The organism is Telluria sp. ZB4P37 (assembly GCF_059685855.1).
Genome location: NZ_JCASID010000011.1, coordinates 51589 through 68520 on the forward strand (window position 1 = coordinate 51589; position 16932 = coordinate 68520).

Here is a 16932-nt window from a genome sequence, read left to right on the forward strand (position 1 = left end):
TTCATGGAACACGAATCGTGAATAATGTGGAAAACGGCGACCTGCGGGTCCTGGTGAGCGTGGTGCGCAAGGGGAGCTTCAGCGGCGCGGCCGAGGAACTCGGCATGTCGCCCGCCTTCGTGAGCAAGCGCATCGGCATGCTGGAAGACGCCTTGGGCGTGCGCCTGTTCGAGCGCTCGACGCGGCGTATCGTGATCACGGACGACGGGGCACAGGTGTATGGCCGCGCCCAGCTCATTCTGGAGCAACTCGACGACATGGTCGACGATCTGTCGGAGCGGCGCCGCGAACCGGCCGGACGCCTGCGCATCTGCAGCAGCTTCGGCTTCGGGCGCAAGCTGGTGGCGCCGGTGATCGCCAGGCTGGCCGCCGCGCATCCGACATTGCAGATCCGCTTCGAGGTGTTCGACCGGCTGGTCGACCAGGTAGCCGAGGGATTCGACCTGGACGTGCGCATCGGCGACAGCATCCCGCCACAGCTGGTCGCGCGCAAGCTCATGGACAACCACCGCATCCTGTGCGCCGCGCCCGCCTACCTGGCGCAGCACGGCGTGCCGAAGACGCTGGCCGACCTCGCCGGCCACCTGTGCCTGCCGATCAAGGAGCGCGACCATCCGCTCGGCACCTGGCGCTTGCATGGCAGGCATGGCGAAGAAACCGTGCGGGTGTCGGGCGCGCTGTCGACCAATCACGGCGAGATCGCCCTGATGTGGGCGGTGGAGGGCGCCGGCATCGTGCTGCGCTCGCAGTGGGATGCGCGCGCCTACCTCGACAGCGGCGCGCTGGTGCAGGTGCTGCCGGACTACACGCAGCCGGCGAACGTGTGGGCGGTGTATCCGCAGCGGCTCGCCGGGTCGGGCAGGGTGAGGGTGTGCGTGGACTTCCTGCGCAGTCATCTGCAGGAAGGCGGCTAGCCGGCCGGTGCGATGCGCCCCGGGCCGGCAGGGCCGACCGCACGATGCCGGGATGTTCGCATTGATTGGAATCCTTGGCGTCCTCGTATGTTGGCCGCCTGGCGTCGGGAAAGGGCAGCCCGCGGCCACGGGCGGCCCTTCCCGCGTTCGCGCTCACCGCAGGGACGGCGGCGGCTCGTCGCGGTGCTCGCACAGGCGCCTGGCGCAAGGTCTCAACTGATCGACATCGATGCCGATTCGCTTGGCAAATTCGGCGAACCGGCCCGTGAGCACGCGTTCGCTCAGCAGGCAGCAGAGGAAGTCCTTCCACCCGTCCTTGCCCGGGCCATTGCCGCCGTTACCGTTGTCGCCACCTTCGCCCGGCCGCGGATCGCCCGGCTGGGACGCCCGGCCGATTACGGCCGACAGCAGCTGCTCGCGCGTGAACTTCGCTCCCCGCGAGGCAAGGCCTTCGGCCACCAGGTGGAAACGGTAGGCCCCGTTCTGCGTGGCCAGCATCGATGCCTCGAATACCCCGACATCGGTCTCGTGGAGCGGCAGGATGGTAGTCGACCGGTCCGGGAGCGTCAGTGTCGCGTTGATGAACGGGTGCGTGGCGAGCGGCCGCCCGTATTCGGTGAGCGTGGCGCGCAGGTACAGCGTCGAGCCCGGCGCGACGCCGTTCTGGCTGAGCGTGGCGCGCATGTTCAGGTTGGAACGCGCATGGAACAGGGCATGGAAGGGAAGGCGCGCCGCCTGGCCCGCCACCGCGCCGGCGCCGGGCAGGTTCGCCAGCTTTACGGCGTCGCCCCGGCCCATCAGAGCAAGCAGCAGGTGCCATTCGCCTTCCCAATGCTCCTTGCCATCGAGCAGGACTGGAAGCGTCACGCGCAGGCTGCGCGAGGTCGCCCCGGGCCGGTAGGCTCCGGGCGGGAGCTGGGAAACCCCGATGATCGTTCCGTCCGGGGCCTGCAAGGCAATGGCCAGGAACTGCGGCGCGCGGGTGAGGGCGACGGCATCGAAGGCGATGTCCGAGCGCGTGATCGAGAAGGGGACGCGCGCCACCTCGCCAAAGCCGACCGAGCCCTCCGGATCGCGGATGATGTCCCGGTTGAGGACGCCGGCCAGGATCTGGATGAAGAATTTCTCGAGCAGGAATTCGTCATCCTGTGCAAGGGCGCCCGTGACCAGCATGAACCCGCCCGAATCGTCGGCGATCGCGCGCAGGATGTCGTTCTGGACATTCGCCGCGTCGGCAACGCCCACGGCATAGACCCGGTTGGTGATGAGATGCCGCACGTCGGCGATCCGCGGCGAGCGGTCCTCGATGCCGTCGGTGAAGACGACGGTGGCATTGATCTCGAAGTCGTCCTTGATCGGTGATGCGCCGATCAGGTCCGCGGCCTGCTGGATGCCGGCGCCGATGCAGGTGTGGGGATAGGCGTCGGGCGGACCGTGCTGGGTGATCTTCAGCCGCACATCGTTGCGCACGCTTGACGTGAGCGCACCGGCGGGCTCGAGGTCGCGGATGGTCTGGGCGGCATCGGAAAAGGCGACCATCGCGACGCCATTGTCGTCGAAGAGCTGGTCGACGAAGGTGGTGGCGGCGAACTGGAGTACTTCCAGGCGCATCCGGTTGTTGCCGGCATTGGCGAGCATGCTTCCGGACTCGTCGAGCACCAGGGTGACCGAGGCCCTTGGCCGGCGGACGGAGTTGGCGGCGATCGGGACATCGTCGTCGCGCCAGAGCTCGTCGCCGAAGGTATTGCGCGCCACGACACGCATCAATCCCAGGTCGGATGTTCCGGGAGCGCGGCCGGTGTATTGGACCCAGATCCGGAACTGGTCGGTCGGGAAACTACTGCCGGGGAACGAATACGGACTTGGGTCCGCGAGGGTGAAAGGCCCCGATGTGATGGCGGCCTCGAACATCAGCCCTCCGCAGCCGCTGATCCGGAACAGCGCCGCGCGGTGGGTCGTGTCACCCTCGGGCACGTCGTTGAAGGTGACTTGCGGCGTGTCGAGCACCACCGTGAGCGGATCGCCCGGTATGAACCCCGTCATTCCCTGCGCCTGCGCGGCGGCGAGCAACACATCGTCGCGATGGTAGACGTAGCCGAGCGCAGCATGGTCGAGCATGGACGCGGGCGTCGCGCCTCCGTGCATCGGCGAATTCAGGTCGACGAAGGCATCGTTGTCCTCGTTGCAGGTGCTCGTGGCGCCCGAATATTGCTCGAAGGCCGGCGCCGGGTGATTGAGCTGCCAGATGGCCCAGAGGCGGTCGATATTGCCGTGGTGGAGATAGAACAGGGGATCGTCCGGCGAGCGCCCGCCGCCCATGGTTTCGCCGATCCAGGTGTGGCCGGGAACATGGGTGCCGCATTCGATTGCCCGGAACGCGGAGTAGCTGGTGGGGCCGAGCTCGCCGAGCACATTGGCCAGGCTCGGGAGGACCACGCCGGCGGAGTCGCTGCGGCGCGTATAGTCCCAATGGTCGAAACGGCCGCCACTGTTGTTGCGCCCGCCGAAGAAGGATTTCCACGGCTCGACATCGAGGTCGCGCGAATCCGGCCGCGTCCAGTCCCAGTAGGGCAGGCTGACCCGGTCGTCGAATTGCCGCAGTTCCCATTCCAGCCGGAGCAGGAAGTGGCGGTGCCATGGGAGGAAGGCGGGCCCCCAATGGATGCCGTGATTGAAGTGCTCGTCATGCTCGCCGGCGAAGTCGCTGATGACGCCGCGGCTGAACGCGTCGTTCAGCGCGTCCGCGAGCCGCTCGCGCTCCACCGGGCTCAGGTCGATGAAGTTCTTTCGGCAGCGCATCATCGTTCTCCCCTCCGTTCGCCGGGCTTCGCGCCCTCGGCCTGGCTCAGGTAGCTGCGCACCGCCTCGAGCAGGCTGTCGCATGCGGGCACATAGGCATTGTCGGCCAGGACATAACCGCCGGAGTTCTTGAAGAAACGCCGGCGCGTGCCGTCGATCCACAATTCCTCGTGGTCGGGCCCGTGGACGATCCGGACCGAATGCCCGTCCACGTCATGCTCGGTTGACTCCGGATCTGGCTTCTTTCCCGCTGTGGATGGCATGCCCGCTCCTTTCGTTTGCAGTTCGGACAGGTCGCGGCAAGATGCCCCGGCCTTCCACTGTGTGCAATGACAAAGCAACCCATGTGCCAGCGCTGGATCGACAGGAGCGAGCCTTGATTACCAGGAGGCGACGGGGGACGATGGACGTAGCCTGGGTCAACGCGCACCCGGCCCGGCCCGACCCGGCGGGTCATTTCCGACCCGGCGGAAACACGCCAAGCGCATCCGGAGCGCCGGGCTCACTGACGGAAACGGGAAGGGTCGACCTGGTATTTCTGCAGGAGCTTGCCGAGGGCACGCCTTTCCTTGCCGGCCAGGTGGGCCGCCAGGGTGACGTTGCCGTGGGTGCGGTGCAGGAGCGCCCGCAGGTAGTGCTGGTGGAAGGCGTCGAGTGCCTGCGCGCGGGCCAGCGCATAGGGCCGTGCGGCGTCGACGGCGTCCTGCGGCGGGCACTGGCCGGAATGGCCGGGCGCGATGAAATCCGGGGCAGGCAGGTGGAGCTCCGGCCCGTCCTCGAGCAGGAACACGCGGTGGACCAGGTTTTCCAGTTCGCGCACGTTCCCCGGCCACGCATAGGCATCGAACCAGGCGTGCGCATGCGCAGCAAGCGAGCGGCTTTGTTGATCGCAGGAGCTCTCGTAGCGCCGCGTAAACTTGTTCAGGAAATGATGCGCGAGCAACCATGGATCGCCAGGACGATCGCGCAAGGCCGGCATTTCCAGCGACAGCACATGCAGGCGAAACAGCAGGTCCTCGCGAAACCTGCGCTCGCCGACCAGGGTTTTCAGGTTGCGGTTGGAAGCGACGATGATGCGCACGTCCACCGACTCCGTATGCCGGGCGCCGAGCGGGCGATATTGGCCGTCCTGCAGGAAGCGCAGAAGCGCCACCTGGCCGCGTGCCGGCAATGCATCGATTTCGTCGAGAAACAGGGAACCCTGGTGCGCCAGCCGCAATAATCCCGGCCCTGCGGCGCCCGCGTCCGTGAACGCGCCGCGGGAGTGGCCAAACAGCTCGTTCTCTATCAGGCTTTCCGGTATCGCACCGCAGTTGGCCGGAATAAACGGCTTGGCGCGCCGCCTGCTGCCGTAATGGATGCCCTGCGCCGCCAGTTCCTTGCCAGTACCCGTTTCCCCCTCGATCAGCACGGGCGCATCGACATCCGCGATTCTCGAGATCAAGCGGACGGCGGCCTGGAACCGGGGAGACTGTCCCACCATGCCGTGCATGGAACTGCCGCCACCACCCCCCGTACTGAATGCATTCGTCATGACACTCTTGCGCCGTGGATTTGTCGGGCTTGCCGTAAGGGCAGGTATGCCGCCATCGATATGGCAACGGTATTCTACGAGAGGGCCTGTCTCGCGAGGCCCGTTGCGTCAAGGGTGTGCGATGCGCGCTGATGCCGGTCAAGCCGCCGGGGCGATCGGCAAGGCGTTAACGACACACGGCCCGCAAGCGGGCCGTGCAGGGGATGTCGGGACAGGACCGGCTTACGCCATGTTCTGTTCAGCGAAGTCCCAGTTGGCCACATTCCAGAAGGCTTCCAGGAACTTGGCGCGGGCATTGCGGTAGTCGATGTAGTAGGCGTGTTCCCAGACGTCGGCGGTGAGCAGGGCCTTGTCCGAAGTGGTCAGCGGGGTGCCGGCGTTCGAGGTGTTGACGATGTCGACGCCGCCGTCGGCCTTTTGCACCAGCCAGGTCCAGCCGGAACCGAAGTTGCCCAGCGCGGCCTTGTTGAACTCTTCCTTGAACTTGTCGAACGAGCCCCACTTGGCGTTGATGGCATCAGCAACTTTGCCGCTTGGTGCGCCCGAGCCGTTCGGGGTCATGCAGTTCCAGAAGAAGGTGTGGTTCCACACCTGGGCCGAATTGTTGAACACACCGCCCGACGACTTCTTGATGATCTCTTCCAGGGACATGTTTTCGAACTCGGTCCCCTTGATCATGTTGTTCAGGTTGGTGACATAGGTCTGGTGGTGCTTGCCGTAGTGGTATTCCAGCGTCTCGGCCGAAATGTGCGGCTGCAGGGCGTCTTTGGCGTATGGCAGTGGCGGGAGGGTATGTTCCATGTTTTCTTCCTTATTTGGTTGGACAGATTTTGTTCCAGAGCGGCGTTATTCTAAACCGGATGGCGCGATGTTGCAGGCTTGGCTATGCAAGGTGGCGAGTCACTCGGGCGCATCCTCCAGCACGGCTTGCACGCTGGACACGCCAATTTCCGCGCTGCCACCGGCCAGGCGTACGGTGAGCTTGTTGCGCGCCTTGATCTGGGCCGGGTCGCGCAGCACCTCGCCCTTGGCATTACGGACGATCGCATACCCGCGCTCGAGCGTGCGTTGCGGGTTCAGCAGCTCCAGCTGGGCCGCCAGGGCGCCCAGCCCGTCGCGCCTCCCTTTGACCGCGTTGCCCAGACTTGCGTTCAGGTGGCGCCCCTCGGACAGCAGCTGGGCGCGCAGGGTGCGCAGGTCGGGCCGGTAGCGCATCCAGCGCTGCTGCAATTGGGACAGCAGCAGATTCTGGCGATTCACCGGGGTGCGCACGGCATGGGTCATGGCGGCGGCCATCGACAGCAGCTTCACGCGCTGGTGGCGGATCTGGGCCGACGGGCTGAGCAGGCGGCGGCTGTAGTTGTCCACGCCCTGGCTGGCTTCGGACAGGCTGCGGCGCATCGCGCGGCGCAGGTCCTGGGCGTCGCTCGACAAGGACCCGAGCCAGTCCGCGCGCGGCGTGGCCGCCAGCTCGGCGGCGGCGGTGGGCGTGGCGGCGCGCACGTCGGCGGCGAAGTCGGCGATGGTGAAGTCGGTTTCGTGGCCGACGCCCGAGATCACGGGGATGGTGCAGGCGTCGATGGCGCGCGCCACGCATTCCTCGTTAAAGCTCCACAGGTCTTCGATCGAGCCACCGCCGCGGCAGACCAGCAGCACGTCGGCTTCGCGCCGGGTCGATGCCGTCATGATGGCTTGCGCGATCTTGTCCGCGGCGAACTGTCCCTGCACCGGCGCCGGGTAGAGGATGACGCGCACGTGCGGCGCCCGGCGGCGCAGGGCGGTGAGCACGTCGCGCAGGGCGGCCGCCTGCGGGCTGGTGACGATACCGATCGTGCGCGGGAACAGCGGCAGCGCGCGCTTGCGGTCCTGGTCGAACAGGCCCTGGCTGGACAGCTTTTCCTTCAGCCGCACGAAGGCGTCATACAGCGCGCCGACGCCGGCGCGGCGGATCGTCTCGACATTGATCTGGTAGTCGCCACGTGCGCCGTACAAGGTCACCAGCGCGCGCACTTCGACCTTGTCGCCCTCGCGCGGATTGAAGCCGACATTTTGCGCGCGGCTGCGGAACATGACGGCGCGGACCTGTGCGGCATCGTCCTTCAGCGTGAAATACCAGTGGCCGGAGCTGGCGCGGGTGAAGTTGGAAATTTCGCCGCTGATCCAGGCCAGTGGAAAACTCCGTTCGAGCAGACGGGCAACCTGCTGGTTCAGGGCCGTCACGGTCATGACGGGCGCGGCGGTATAGGCGGGATCAGCGTCGGCTGGACGTTCCATGGGGTGCAAAGAATAACGGACAAAGGTGATGCTTATGTCACATCTACCCGAAAACGACAAGTGCCATCGGCAGCCGTGCGCGTGCACGAATGCCGATTGCCAGGAAGATGCCGTTGTTGCCTTTTTTCAATGCATTCTATTGCTTCCTCTTTGGAATCAAGGGCTTGCATGCGCGCCCCGGCCCCTGGGCACGAGCTTATCCACAAAAACTGTGGGCAACTCATCCATAAGACACAAGACTGCGACATTTTGAGGCTCGCCGCACTCTTCCCTTATGCGTCAAGGACTTAGCATGCATACGGGGGCGCTTGATCACATTGTTGTCCACAGAAGGTGTGCATAGCCTGTAGCGTGTTGGAGCGGTTGAGGGCGCCGGGCAAAATAGTTCCCTGCCCAAAAATGTCGCTGGGAAACTATATTGTTTTAGATCAAAGACTTAATCGATGACGGGTGGGCTTGCTCACAATTTTGTCCACAAAATATGTGCACAATCGTGTCCCCGATGACAAAGCAGCCGCGGCTGCAAGTTGTGCCGAAGGCATTGGCTGAGCTTCCGGCTAGCCAGTGGCGGCCAAGCCACCGCCGAGGTCATTATTTCCCTCACCTGCACGTTTCGGTGGCAGGACTGCTTCGGTCCTTTGAAATCAAGGACTTAAGCTAGACTCCATAGCGTTCACCACATTGTTATCCACAAAATCTGTGCAGAGCTGAACTTACTTTGCATCCTGCGCCAAACTGCTGAACAACTGGTGCATGGATCGGTATTTTTGCACCGAAACCGTGGGAGAATGGCTGAGTGATTAAATTTTGTGCAGTTGGTCTTTTTCTTTTAAAATCAAGGTCTTAAGCCAAAGAAAAGCGGCTTGCTAACATTATTGTCCACAAAAAGTGTGAGGAAGCTCACAGAGCCGTAGTGGAAAAACGCATCACCCGGCGCTGCTCAATTTTTGCGCTATAGAAATTTATCGTTAGAAATCAAGCGCTTGGCATCAACAACAGCCCATTGCACACAATTTTGTCCACAGAATGTGTTCGCAACTACAGCGGTTTGATCTGTCTCAATACTCTCCAACACAGGCGAAGGTGAAAGTGGGCGACCACGTCTGGCACGTGCCGTTTTCTTGCGCACGCCTGAAAACCCCTTTTAAATCAAGGATGTTTGATCGATCGCAGAGCCTTGCGCACATTTTTATCCACAGAAGATGTGCAGAACTGTACTTGCCGCAGTGCTAGCAACTTGTTACATTGCTGAATTGATTTCTCACGCCCCAGGAGTTCGTTTTGCTCGCTATCTTCCAAGCTGCAGGTTGGCCAATCTGGTTCTTGCTGATCGCCTCGATCGTCGCTGTCGCCCTGATCGTGGAACGCCTGATCTACCTGCGCCGCGAAAAGATCCTCCCGAAACAACTCCTGGACGAAGTCATCCGCGTCTACCGCGCCGGCAAGGTCACCCCCGAGGTGGTGGACAAGCTCGAACACAATTCGCCGCTCGGCACCGTGCTGGCCGCCGCGCTGCGCAATGTCGATGCTCCGCGCGACGTGATGAAGGAATCGATCGAGGAAGCCGGCCGCGGCGTCGCCCAGGGCCTGGAACGCTTCCTCACCACACTCGGCACCATCGCTTCGCTGGCGCCGCTGATGGGCCTGTTCGGTACGGTGGTGGGCATGATCGAGATTTTCGGCGCCCAGAGCCCGACCGGCGGCAACAACCCGGCGCAACTGGCGCACGGCATTTCCGTGGCGCTGTATAACACCGGTTTCGGCCTGGCCATCGCGATGCCGGCCCTGGTGTTCTACCGTCACTTCCGCGCCCTGGTCGACAGCTTCGTCATCGAGATGGAACTGCAGGCCGTGAAATTCGTCGATGTCGTCCACGGTGCCCGCAAATGATGGATTTCCGCCGCGGCCGCAAGCGCGAAGAACCGGAGATCAACCTGATCCCGTTCATCGACGTGCTGCTGGTCGTCCTGATTTTCGTGATGGTCTCGACCACCTACAGCAAGTTCACCGAGCTGCAGATCACGCTGCCGACGGCGGACGCCGCCAAGGCCGAGCAGCGTCCCTTCGAGATCAACGTCACGATCGACGCCAAGGGTAACTACACGGTGAACAATGTGCCGGTGTCCTTCCATAGCGTGGCCGGCCTGGCCGAGGACCTGAAGAACGCCGCCCGCAGCGGCCCGAACGGCCAGCCGGCAACCGACCCCGTCGTCATCGTCAACGCCGACCAGTTCGCGATGCACCAGATGGTCATCAACGTGCTGGAAGCGGCGCGCGTGGCCGGCTTCGAAAAGCTGACCTTCGCCGCCCAGACCGGCACGAAGAAGTAAGCGGACCGGGCGCGTTCGATACGCGCCCGCCGCCTCGAGCATGGCATCGCCTTTTCTTGAATCGACCCTGACCCGCGCCTGGCTGCGCCGCGGCCCGCTGGCGCTCGCCTTGCTGCCGCTCGCGCTGGTCTTCCGGCTGCTGGCCGGCATCCGCGCCTTGCTGTACCGCCTCGGCATCAACAAGAGTACGCGGCTGGCGGTGCCGGTCATCGTGGTCGGCAATATCTTTATTGGTGGCACCGGCAAGACGCCGCTGACGATCTGGCTGGCCGAGGCGCTGCGTGCAGCCGGCATGCGTCCGGGTGTGATTTCGCGCGGCCATGGCGGCGCGGAAGCGTCACCGCGCGAAGTCACGCCCCTGTCGAGTCCGGTTGAAGTGGGCGACGAGCCGCTGCTGATCGCGGCGCGCGCCGGTTGCCCGGTCGTGGTCGGGCGCAAGCGCGTGGAAGCGGGAAGAAGACTGCTCGCGGCCCACCCAGAGGTAAACGTCCTCATCACCGACGACGGCCTGCAGCATTACGCCTTGGGGCGCGACATCGAGATCGTCCTGTTCGACGGTCGCGGCGTCGGCAATGGCTGGCTGCTGCCGGCCGGCCCCTTGCGCGAGCCGCCCTCGCGCCGGCGCGATTTCACCGTGGTCAATGCTCCGGAGATCACGCCGGCACTGGCGAAGTCGGTCGGCGGCCGGCCCTTCCAGATGCAACTCGCAGGCGAGTTCGCCGAACCCCTGAGCCGGCCCGGCGCGCGCCTGCCCTTGAAACAACTGATCGGCAAGCGCATCGTCGCTGCCGCCGGCATCGGCAACCCGGGGCGCTTTTTCGCCATGCTGCGCGCGGCTGGATTGACGGTAGGCGAGCTGCCGCTGCCCGACCACCACGACTTCCTCGACCGTCCCTTCGACGCGGTGGATGCCGATGTCATCCTGATCACGGAGAAGGATGCAGTAAAATGTCGGCAGCTTGATAACCTGAAGGACGACCCGCGCTTGTGGGTCGTACCGGTGACGGCGCGGATCGATCCTGCGCTTGCCGAACAAATCGTGGAGAAATGTCGTGGACGCTCGACTGCTTGATATCCTGGTCTGCCCGCTGTGCAAGGGCCCCCTTGAGTACGACAAGAAGGCGCAGGAACTGACCTGCCGCCCGGACCGCCTGGCTTACCCGATCCGCGACGGTATCCCGATCATGTGGGCCGATCAGGCGCGCAAGATCGAGCCGGTGTAAGCGGCCGCATGGGCTTTACCGTCATTATTCCGGCACGGCTGGCCTCGACCCGCCTGCCGAACAAGCCGTTGGCCGACCTTGGCGGCAAGCCGATGATCGTGCGCGTGGCCGAACGCGCGCGCGAATCCGGTGCTTCCCGCATCATCGTCGCCACCGACCACCCCGACATCCTGGCGGCCTGCGCCGCGCACGGCATCGAAGCCTGCATGACGCGCGCCGACCACCCTTCGGGCACCGACCGCATCGCCGAAGTCGCAATGGCACTTGGCCTGGGTGCTGAGGATGTCGTGGTCAACCTGCAGGGCGACGAGCCGCTGATCGACCCGAGCCTGCTGGCGGCCTGCGCCGCGCGCATTCGCGACGGCGTGCCGATGGCCACCTGCGCCCATCCGATCCTCGACGTCGCGGACGTGTTCAACCCGAATGTCGTGAAAGTCGTGCTCGACAAGGCGGGGCGGGCACTGTATTTTTCGCGGGCCACGATTCCCTGGCACCGTGATGCGTTCGCCGCTTCCCGCGACTCACTCCCGGCTGGCTATGCGCCCCTGCGCCACATCGGCTTGTACGCCTACAGCAATGCCTTCCTCCAGGCCTATCCGGCCCTGGAAGCTGCGCCGCTCGAAACCATCGAGGCCCTTGAACAATTGCGCGTGCTGTGGCACGGTTATCCGATTGCCGTGCACGTCACCGAGAGCGCGCCGCCGGGCGGTGTGGACACCCCGGATGACCTGGCGCGCGTGCGCCGCCATTACTCAAACTGACCGCGCGGAAAGTCACATTCCAGGCCTTCTGCGCCAGATCAAAAGTTGCTTGCAGGCGGCCTTTGGATTGGCGTTAATGCCAACTTTTGTGGTAACTTTCGTGTCAAGCAAACCAGATATGCATCAAGCCCGACCGTCGGCAAACATAATAATCATCAACATCCTCTAGGAATCTAGGAAACTCATGCGTCTCATTCTGCTAGGAGCACCGGGAGCCGGTAAGGGCACCCAGGCTAACTTCATCAAGGAAAAGTTCAACATCCCCCAGATCTCCACCGGCGACATGCTGCGTGCGGCGATCAAGGCCGGGACTGAACTCGGCCTGGCTGCCAAGAAGGTGATGGATGCGGGCCAGCTGGTATCGGACGACATCATCATCGGCCTGGTGAAAGAGCGCCTCAAAGAAACCGACTGCGCCAACGGCTACCTGTTCGACGGCTTCCCGCGCACCGTCGCGCAGGCCGACGCCATGAAAGACAGCGGCGTGACCATCGACTACGTGCTCGAAATCGACGTGCCGGACGACCTGATCGTCGAGCGCATGTCGGGCCGCCGCACCCACCCGGGCTCGGGCCGCGTTTACCACACCAAATTCAACCCGCCGAAGGTCGCCGACATCGACGACGTGACTGGCGAGCCGCTGGTGCAGCGCGACGACGACAAGGAAGAAACCGTCATCAAGCGCCTGACGGTCTACCATACCCAGACCGAAGTGCTGCTCGGCTACTACAACAAGTGGGCCCAGTCCGGCCTGCCTGGCGCGCCGAAATACCGCAAGATCACCGGCGTCGGCCCGGTCGACCAGGTGCGCGACGCAGCCTTCGCGGCGCTGTCGGAATAAGCGTAGATGCTTCAAGCAAAACGGCCCTGCGGGGCCGTTTTTCGTTAACCCGTAGGTGGGCGGCTTGTGATCCGGTCCACTGGGCCGCATCACCCCGCGCGTTCAAATCCACGTGAATTGTTGCGCCGGGGGTGTTCGTCGGATGGTTGAACGCGCGGGCGTTCGTCATTCCGGGCATTGCCCGAAATTATCCCGTCCACCCTACAAATACCCTTCGACGGCTGCAGTAAGGGACTCCCGGTCCGAATCCCCCTCATACCGCTCGCCATTGATAAAAAAGCTCGGCGTCCCTGTCGCCCCCAGCGACTTGCCCTGGGCCGCCTGCGCCGCGATCCGCTCGCGGTAGCGCCGCTGCGCCAACTCCTCCTCGAGCCGCGCCCCATCCACGCCCAGTTCGCGTGCCAGCAGCGGCAACTGCCCCGGCGTCACCTGCGCCTGGCGCTCGAACAGTGCATCGTGCATTTCCCAGAACTTGCCCTGCGCGCCGGCGGCCTCCGCGGCCTCGGCAGCGGGCTCGGCAAGTGGGTGCATCCCGAGCGGCAGGTGGCGGTAGACCAGGGCGATCCGCTCGCCATGGCGCTGCTGCAGCTCAAGCAGGGTAGGGCGGGCCCTTGCGCAATACGGGCACTGGAAATCGCCATACTCGACAATGACGACATCGGCATCGCGATTGCCGCGCACGTGGTCGTCTTCCTGGATCTGCACCTGGTTCATCCCTGCTCCTTGCGTCATCGATGCCGCGATCTTCGCATGCGCTCCCGTCTGCCTGCCGCCCGTTACCGGCCGACAATCCGTCATGTGCGCCCCGGTGGGCGGCGCAGGCCGATAATGATCGCCTGACCATTCGAATTGCATGAGGTGCGCCATGAGTCCAATCAAGTCCACCATTGCCGTGCTGTTCGCGCTGGGTGCCGCAAGCGCGCTGGCCCAGAACCAGCCGGCGCTGACGCCGACGCCGAGTAAACCAGTCGACAGCGCCACCTATGGCCCGGTACTCCATCCGCAGGCCATGCCGGCCCCGGCGCCGGCGCCCCCGGCTTCACCGCAGCCATCCGGGGAAGCCCGGCCGCAGGCGCAGGAAGAGCGCGCCGGCCAGCCGCCCACCAGCAAGCACCTGGAGGTCGATCCGTCGGCCCGTCCCGCACCGCAAGCCGCGCAGCCACAGCAGGGTCAGCCGAGCCAGGACGCGGGCAAGCGCAAGCCCCCAAGCAAGAAGGGCAAGCAGGCCCAGCGGCGTTCGGTAGACCAGCGCATCGAGAGCACGCCGCGCGTCGCCACCCGGATGCCCCAGCCGGCGCCCCGCGCCGAGCCTCAGGCTGCGCCGCGGCCTGCCGGCCCGTCCTCTACCCAGGTGGTGGGCTGCATCGGCGGCAATTGCACCGACACCTCGGGCGCCGGCTACAACGCCGCCGGTCCCGGCAATACGGCAGTCAGTAGCAGCGGCCAGCTGTGCACCCGCAGCGGCGCCACCATGCAGTGCTTTTGATCCCGAGGGCAGTGCAGGCATGGTTTTTCCTGTCAAAAGTTCGCTACAATGCCGCTGTTTGACGTTTACGTTAACGTCATGAACAGCGGTTACTAGAACTTCTATAAGGGAAAACCATGCAAATTCAGAACAATGTGTTCATCGTGACCGGTGGCGCGTCGGGGCTTGGAGCAGCCACGGCACGCATGCTGACCGAAGCGGGCGGCAAGGTCGTCATCGCCGACGTGCAGGTCGACGCCGGCACCGCGCTGGCAGCCGAGCTCGGTGGCCAGTTCGTCAAGTGCGACGTCACTTCCGAAGCCGATGGCCTGGCGGCCGTCGAGGCGGCAGGCAAGCTGGGCACCTTGCGTGGCCTGGTCAACTGCGCCGGCGTGGCGCCGGCCATCAAGACCGTCGGCAAGGACGGCCCGCACCCGCTGGATGCCTTCCAGCGCGCGGTGAACATCAATTTGGTCGGTACCTTCAACATGTGCCGCCTGGCGGCCGACGCCATGGGTAAAACCGAGGGCGCCGAATACGGCGAGCGCGGCATCATCATCAATACCGCCTCGGTCGCGGCCTTCGACGGCCAGATCGGCCAGGCCGCCTACGGTTCATCGAAAGCCGCCGTTGCCGGCATGACCCTGCCGATGGCGCGCGACCTGGCGCGCAGCGGCATCCGCGTCATGACCATCGCTCCGGGCATCTTCGAAACCCCGATGCTGATGGGCATGCCGGAAGAAGTGCGCGAGTCGCTGGGCAAGATGGTTCCCTTCCCACCGCGCCTCGGCATGCCGAAGGAATACGCGCACCTGGCCAAGGCCATCATCGAAAACGTCATGCTCAACGGCGAGACGATCCGCCTCGACGGCGCGATCCGCATGCAGCCAAAGTAAGCAATTCCTGAAGGCTCTTGCCAATTGTTGTAGGATAGCCAGATGTCGGGCGCGCGGCGCAAGCTGCGCGCCCGTTTTGTTTTCCGGAGACTTGAATTGAACAAGATGAAGATCCGTGAGGCCGGCCTGGCACTCGCGCTGGCGCTGGCCGCCGCCCAGCCCCTCCACGCCCAGGACACGCGCCAGGCCGCCCCCGAAGCGGCCACAGGCTATGTCGAGAAATCCGGTTGGCCGGCCAGAAACTACATGGTGGCCGCGGCCAACCCGCTGGCGGTGGAAGCGGGCTACCAGATCTTGAAGCAGGGCGGCAGCGCCATCGACGCGGCGATTGCCACCCAGCTTGTGCTGACCCTGGTCGAGCCACAATCGTCCGGCATCGGCGGCGGCGCCTTCCTGGTCCATTACGATGGCAAGCAGACCCAGGCGTTCGACGGCCGCGAGACCGCGCCCTCCAAGGCCGACGAGCGCCTGTTCCAGCGTCCGGACGGCAGCCCGGTGTCGCGCACCGAAGGCGTGGTGGGTGGGCGCTCGACCGGCGCGCCCGGCGTGCTGCGCATGCTGGCGCTGGCGCACAGCCAGCACGGCAAGCTGCCATGGAAGACGCTGTTCGCGCCCGCCGTGCGCCTGTCGGAGGGCGGCTTCAAGGTCAGCCCGCGCCTGCACGCGCTGCTGCTAAGTGACGCCCACCTGCGCAAGGATGCCGAAGCGGCGCGCTACTTTTATGGTAACGGCGGCCAGCCCTGGGCCGTCGGCCACGTCCTGAAGAATCCCGCGCTGGCGAAGACCCTGCGCGAGATCGCAGAGGGCGGCGCCGAAGTCTTCTACACCGGCCGCATCGCGCGCGACATCGCGGCCAAGGTGCAGGGCCACCCGACCAATCCGGGTCTGCTCAGCGCCCTTGATATCGCCGCCTACCAGCCGAAGGTCCGGGTGCCGGTCTGCAGCGACTATCGCGCATACACCGTGTGCGGCATGCCGCCGCCTTCGTCCGGCGGCATCGCCGTGGCCCAGATGCTGGGCATGTTCGAGACCATCGACATGCGCGCGCTGGCCCCAGCGAACGGCGTACCGGGACCGGATGCGCTGCACGTCTTCAGCGAAGTGGGGCGGCTGGCCTACGCCGACCGCAACCGCTACGCGGCCGATACCGACTTCGTCCCGCTGCCGGGGCGCGGCATCCCGAGCCTGATCGACAAGGGCTACCTCGCGCAGCGCGCCAAACTGGTAGGCCGGCGCTCGATGGGCGAGGCGCCGGCCGGCAAGCCGCCAGGCATGGAGGTCGCCTGGAGCTGGGGCAAGGACAGCGCCATCGAAACGCCGTCCACCTCGCACGTGGCGGTGGTGGACGGCTACGGCATGGGACTGGCGATGACCACCACCGTCGAAGACGCGTTTGGTTCGCGCCAGATGGTCAACGGCTTCATCCTGAATAACCAGCTCACCGATTTCTCCTTCGCTTCGCGTGATGCGGACGGCTTGGTCGCCAACCGCGTCGAAGCGAACAAGCGCCCGCGCAGCGCGATGTCGCCGACCGTGGTATTCGATAAAAAAACCGGCAAGCTGGTGCTGACGGTCGGTTCACCCGGCGGCCCGGCCATCATCAACTACGTCGCGAAAGTCCTGGTCGGCACGCTCGACTGGGGCCTGAACGTGCAGCAGGCGATTGCGCTGCCCAACTTCGGCAGCCGCAATGGGCCGACCGAGCTGGAAGCGGGGCGCTTCCCGTCGGCCACGATCGAGGCGCTGAATGCGCGCGGGCACAAGGTGCGGCTGGGCGAGCAGACCTCGGGGCTGCATGGCATCCAGCGCATCGAGGTGCATGGGGTGCCGCTGTGGTATGGCGGGGCGGATCCGCGGCGCGAGGGTGTGGCGAAAGGGGACTGAAGAAAGGTGGC

General features: G+C 65.0%; 16 protein-coding genes. 10 read left to right on the forward strand and 6 right to left on the reverse strand.

Going from position 1 to position 16932, the window contains the following annotated elements:
* The first annotated feature begins 17 nt into the window (after positions 1 to 17).
* Positions 18 to 914, forward strand: coding sequence for a LysR substrate-binding domain-containing protein (locus AC56K1_RS16795; RefSeq protein ID WP_497158935.1), 897 nt, complete (start codon positions 18 to 20; stop codon positions 912 to 914).
* A 153-nt stretch (positions 915 to 1067) separates the two neighbouring features.
* On the opposite strand, the gene AC56K1_RS16800 is transcribed toward AC56K1_RS16795, so the two are convergent.
* The 5 genes from AC56K1_RS16800 to xseA all read right to left on the reverse strand — a co-directional run bounded on the left by AC56K1_RS16800 (position 1068) and on the right by xseA (position 7521).
* Entirely contained in the window at positions 1068 to 3716 is a 2649-nt protein-coding gene (locus AC56K1_RS16800; RefSeq protein ID WP_497158936.1) for a tyrosinase family protein, read from the reverse strand.
* Positions 3713 to 3976 carry a hypothetical protein gene (locus AC56K1_RS16805; RefSeq protein WP_497158937.1) on the reverse strand — a complete coding sequence of 88 codons (264 nt, stop codon included), beginning with the start codon at positions 3974 to 3976 and terminating at the stop codon, positions 3713 to 3715. The genes AC56K1_RS16800 and AC56K1_RS16805 overlap by 4 nt, the downstream gene beginning before the upstream one ends.
* A 239-nt stretch (positions 3977 to 4215) precedes the next feature.
* On the reverse strand, positions 4216 to 5247 hold the full coding sequence (locus AC56K1_RS16810; protein ID WP_497158938.1) for a sigma 54-interacting transcriptional regulator: 1032 nt from the start codon (positions 5245 to 5247) through the stop codon (positions 4216 to 4218).
* A gap of 222 nt (positions 5248 to 5469) precedes the next feature.
* Positions 5470 to 6048 carry a superoxide dismutase gene (locus AC56K1_RS16815; protein WP_497158939.1) on the reverse strand — a complete coding sequence of 193 codons (579 nt, stop codon included), beginning with the start codon at positions 6046 to 6048 and terminating at the stop codon, positions 5470 to 5472.
* 99 nt (positions 6049 to 6147) lie between these two features.
* On the reverse strand, positions 6148 to 7521 hold the full coding sequence (xseA, locus tag AC56K1_RS16820) for an exodeoxyribonuclease VII large subunit (RefSeq protein ID WP_497158940.1): 1374 nt from the start codon (positions 7519 to 7521) through the stop codon (positions 6148 to 6150).
* 1281 nt (positions 7522 to 8802) lie between these two features.
* Here xseA and AC56K1_RS16825 point away from each other — a divergent pair.
* From AC56K1_RS16825 to adk, 6 genes are all read left to right on the forward strand, one after another.
* A complete protein-coding gene (locus AC56K1_RS16825) occupies positions 8803 to 9411 on the forward strand; it encodes a MotA/TolQ/ExbB proton channel family protein (RefSeq protein WP_497158941.1) in 609 nt (202 codons plus the stop codon).
* Positions 9411 to 9851 (forward strand): ExbD/TolR family protein, encoded by a 441-nt coding sequence (locus AC56K1_RS16830; RefSeq protein WP_497159037.1) that lies wholly within the window; start codon positions 9411 to 9413, stop codon positions 9849 to 9851. Before AC56K1_RS16825 ends, AC56K1_RS16830 begins: the two co-directional genes overlap by 1 nt.
* Positions 9852 to 9891: 40 nt before the next feature.
* Positions 9892 to 10923, forward strand: a complete 1032-nt coding sequence (gene lpxK / locus AC56K1_RS16835) for a tetraacyldisaccharide 4'-kinase (protein ID WP_497158942.1) — start codon at positions 9892 to 9894, stop codon at positions 10921 to 10923.
* On the forward strand, positions 10904 to 11074 hold the full coding sequence (locus AC56K1_RS16840) for a Trm112 family protein (RefSeq protein WP_081926130.1): 171 nt from the start codon (positions 10904 to 10906) through the stop codon (positions 11072 to 11074). Before lpxK ends, AC56K1_RS16840 begins: the two co-directional genes overlap by 20 nt.
* An 8-nt stretch (positions 11075 to 11082) precedes the next feature.
* Positions 11083 to 11835: a 3-deoxy-manno-octulosonate cytidylyltransferase gene (gene kdsB / locus AC56K1_RS16845; protein WP_497158943.1), complete on the forward strand. Its 753-nt coding sequence runs from the start codon at positions 11083 to 11085 to the stop codon at positions 11833 to 11835.
* A 184-nt stretch (positions 11836 to 12019) separates the two neighbouring features.
* Positions 12020 to 12676: an adenylate kinase gene (gene adk, locus AC56K1_RS16850; protein WP_497158944.1), complete on the forward strand. Its 657-nt coding sequence runs from the start codon at positions 12020 to 12022 to the stop codon at positions 12674 to 12676.
* Positions 12677 to 12877: 201 nt separating this feature from the next.
* On the opposite strand, the gene AC56K1_RS16855 is transcribed toward adk, so the two are convergent.
* A complete protein-coding gene (locus AC56K1_RS16855; protein WP_497158945.1) occupies positions 12878 to 13474 on the reverse strand; it encodes a DsbA family protein in 597 nt (198 codons plus the stop codon).
* Positions 13475 to 13541: 67 nt separating this feature from the next.
* Between AC56K1_RS16855 and AC56K1_RS16860 the strand changes: the two genes are divergently transcribed.
* The 3 genes from AC56K1_RS16860 (at position 13542) to ggt (ending at position 16921) form a co-directional block, all read left to right on the forward strand.
* Positions 13542 to 14162: a hypothetical protein gene (locus AC56K1_RS16860; protein WP_497158946.1), complete on the forward strand. Its 621-nt coding sequence runs from the start codon at positions 13542 to 13544 to the stop codon at positions 14160 to 14162.
* 116 nt (positions 14163 to 14278) lie between these two features.
* Positions 14279 to 15037, forward strand: a complete 759-nt coding sequence (locus AC56K1_RS16865; protein ID WP_497158947.1) for a 3-hydroxyacyl-CoA dehydrogenase — start codon at positions 14279 to 14281, stop codon at positions 15035 to 15037.
* A 105-nt stretch (positions 15038 to 15142) separates the two neighbouring features.
* Positions 15143 to 16921: a gamma-glutamyltransferase gene (gene ggt, locus AC56K1_RS16870; RefSeq protein WP_497159038.1), complete on the forward strand. Its 1779-nt coding sequence runs from the start codon at positions 15143 to 15145 to the stop codon at positions 16919 to 16921.
* The last annotated feature ends 11 nt before the right edge of the window (positions 16922 to 16932 follow it).

Bases quoted from the DNA above. Each gene is read 5' to 3' on its own strand.
- AC56K1_RS16800 (WP_497158936.1), bottom strand. From the start codon at position 3,716: ATGATGCGCTGCCGAAAGAACTTCATCGACCTGAGCCCGGTGGAGCGC.
- AC56K1_RS16805 (WP_497158937.1), bottom strand. From the start codon at position 3,976: ATGCCATCCACAGCGGGAAAGAAGCCAGATCCGGAGTCAACCGAGCAT.
- AC56K1_RS16810 (WP_497158938.1), bottom strand. From the start codon at position 5,247: ATGACGAATGCATTCAGTACGGGGGGTGGTGGCGGCAGTTCCATGCAC.
- AC56K1_RS16815 (WP_497158939.1), bottom strand. From the start codon at position 6,048: ATGGAACATACCCTCCCGCCACTGCCATACGCCAAAGACGCCCTGCAG.
- xseA (WP_497158940.1), bottom strand. From the start codon at position 7,521: ATGGAACGTCCAGCCGACGCTGATCCCGCCTATACCGCCGCGCCCGTC.
- AC56K1_RS16830 (WP_497159037.1), top strand. From the start codon at position 9,411: ATGGATTTCCGCCGCGGCCGCAAGCGCGAAGAACCGGAGATCAACCTG.
- lpxK (WP_497158942.1), top strand. From the start codon at position 9,892: ATGGCATCGCCTTTTCTTGAATCGACCCTGACCCGCGCCTGGCTGCGC.
- kdsB (WP_497158943.1), top strand. From the start codon at position 11,083: ATGGGCTTTACCGTCATTATTCCGGCACGGCTGGCCTCGACCCGCCTG.
- adk (WP_497158944.1), top strand. From the start codon at position 12,020: ATGCGTCTCATTCTGCTAGGAGCACCGGGAGCCGGTAAGGGCACCCAG.
- AC56K1_RS16855 (WP_497158945.1), bottom strand. From the start codon at position 13,474: ATGACGGATTGTCGGCCGGTAACGGGCGGCAGGCAGACGGGAGCGCAT.
- AC56K1_RS16860 (WP_497158946.1), top strand. From the start codon at position 13,542: ATGAGTCCAATCAAGTCCACCATTGCCGTGCTGTTCGCGCTGGGTGCC.
- AC56K1_RS16865 (WP_497158947.1), top strand. From the start codon at position 14,279: ATGCAAATTCAGAACAATGTGTTCATCGTGACCGGTGGCGCGTCGGGG.
- ggt (WP_497159038.1), top strand. From the start codon at position 15,143: ATGAAGATCCGTGAGGCCGGCCTGGCACTCGCGCTGGCGCTGGCCGCC.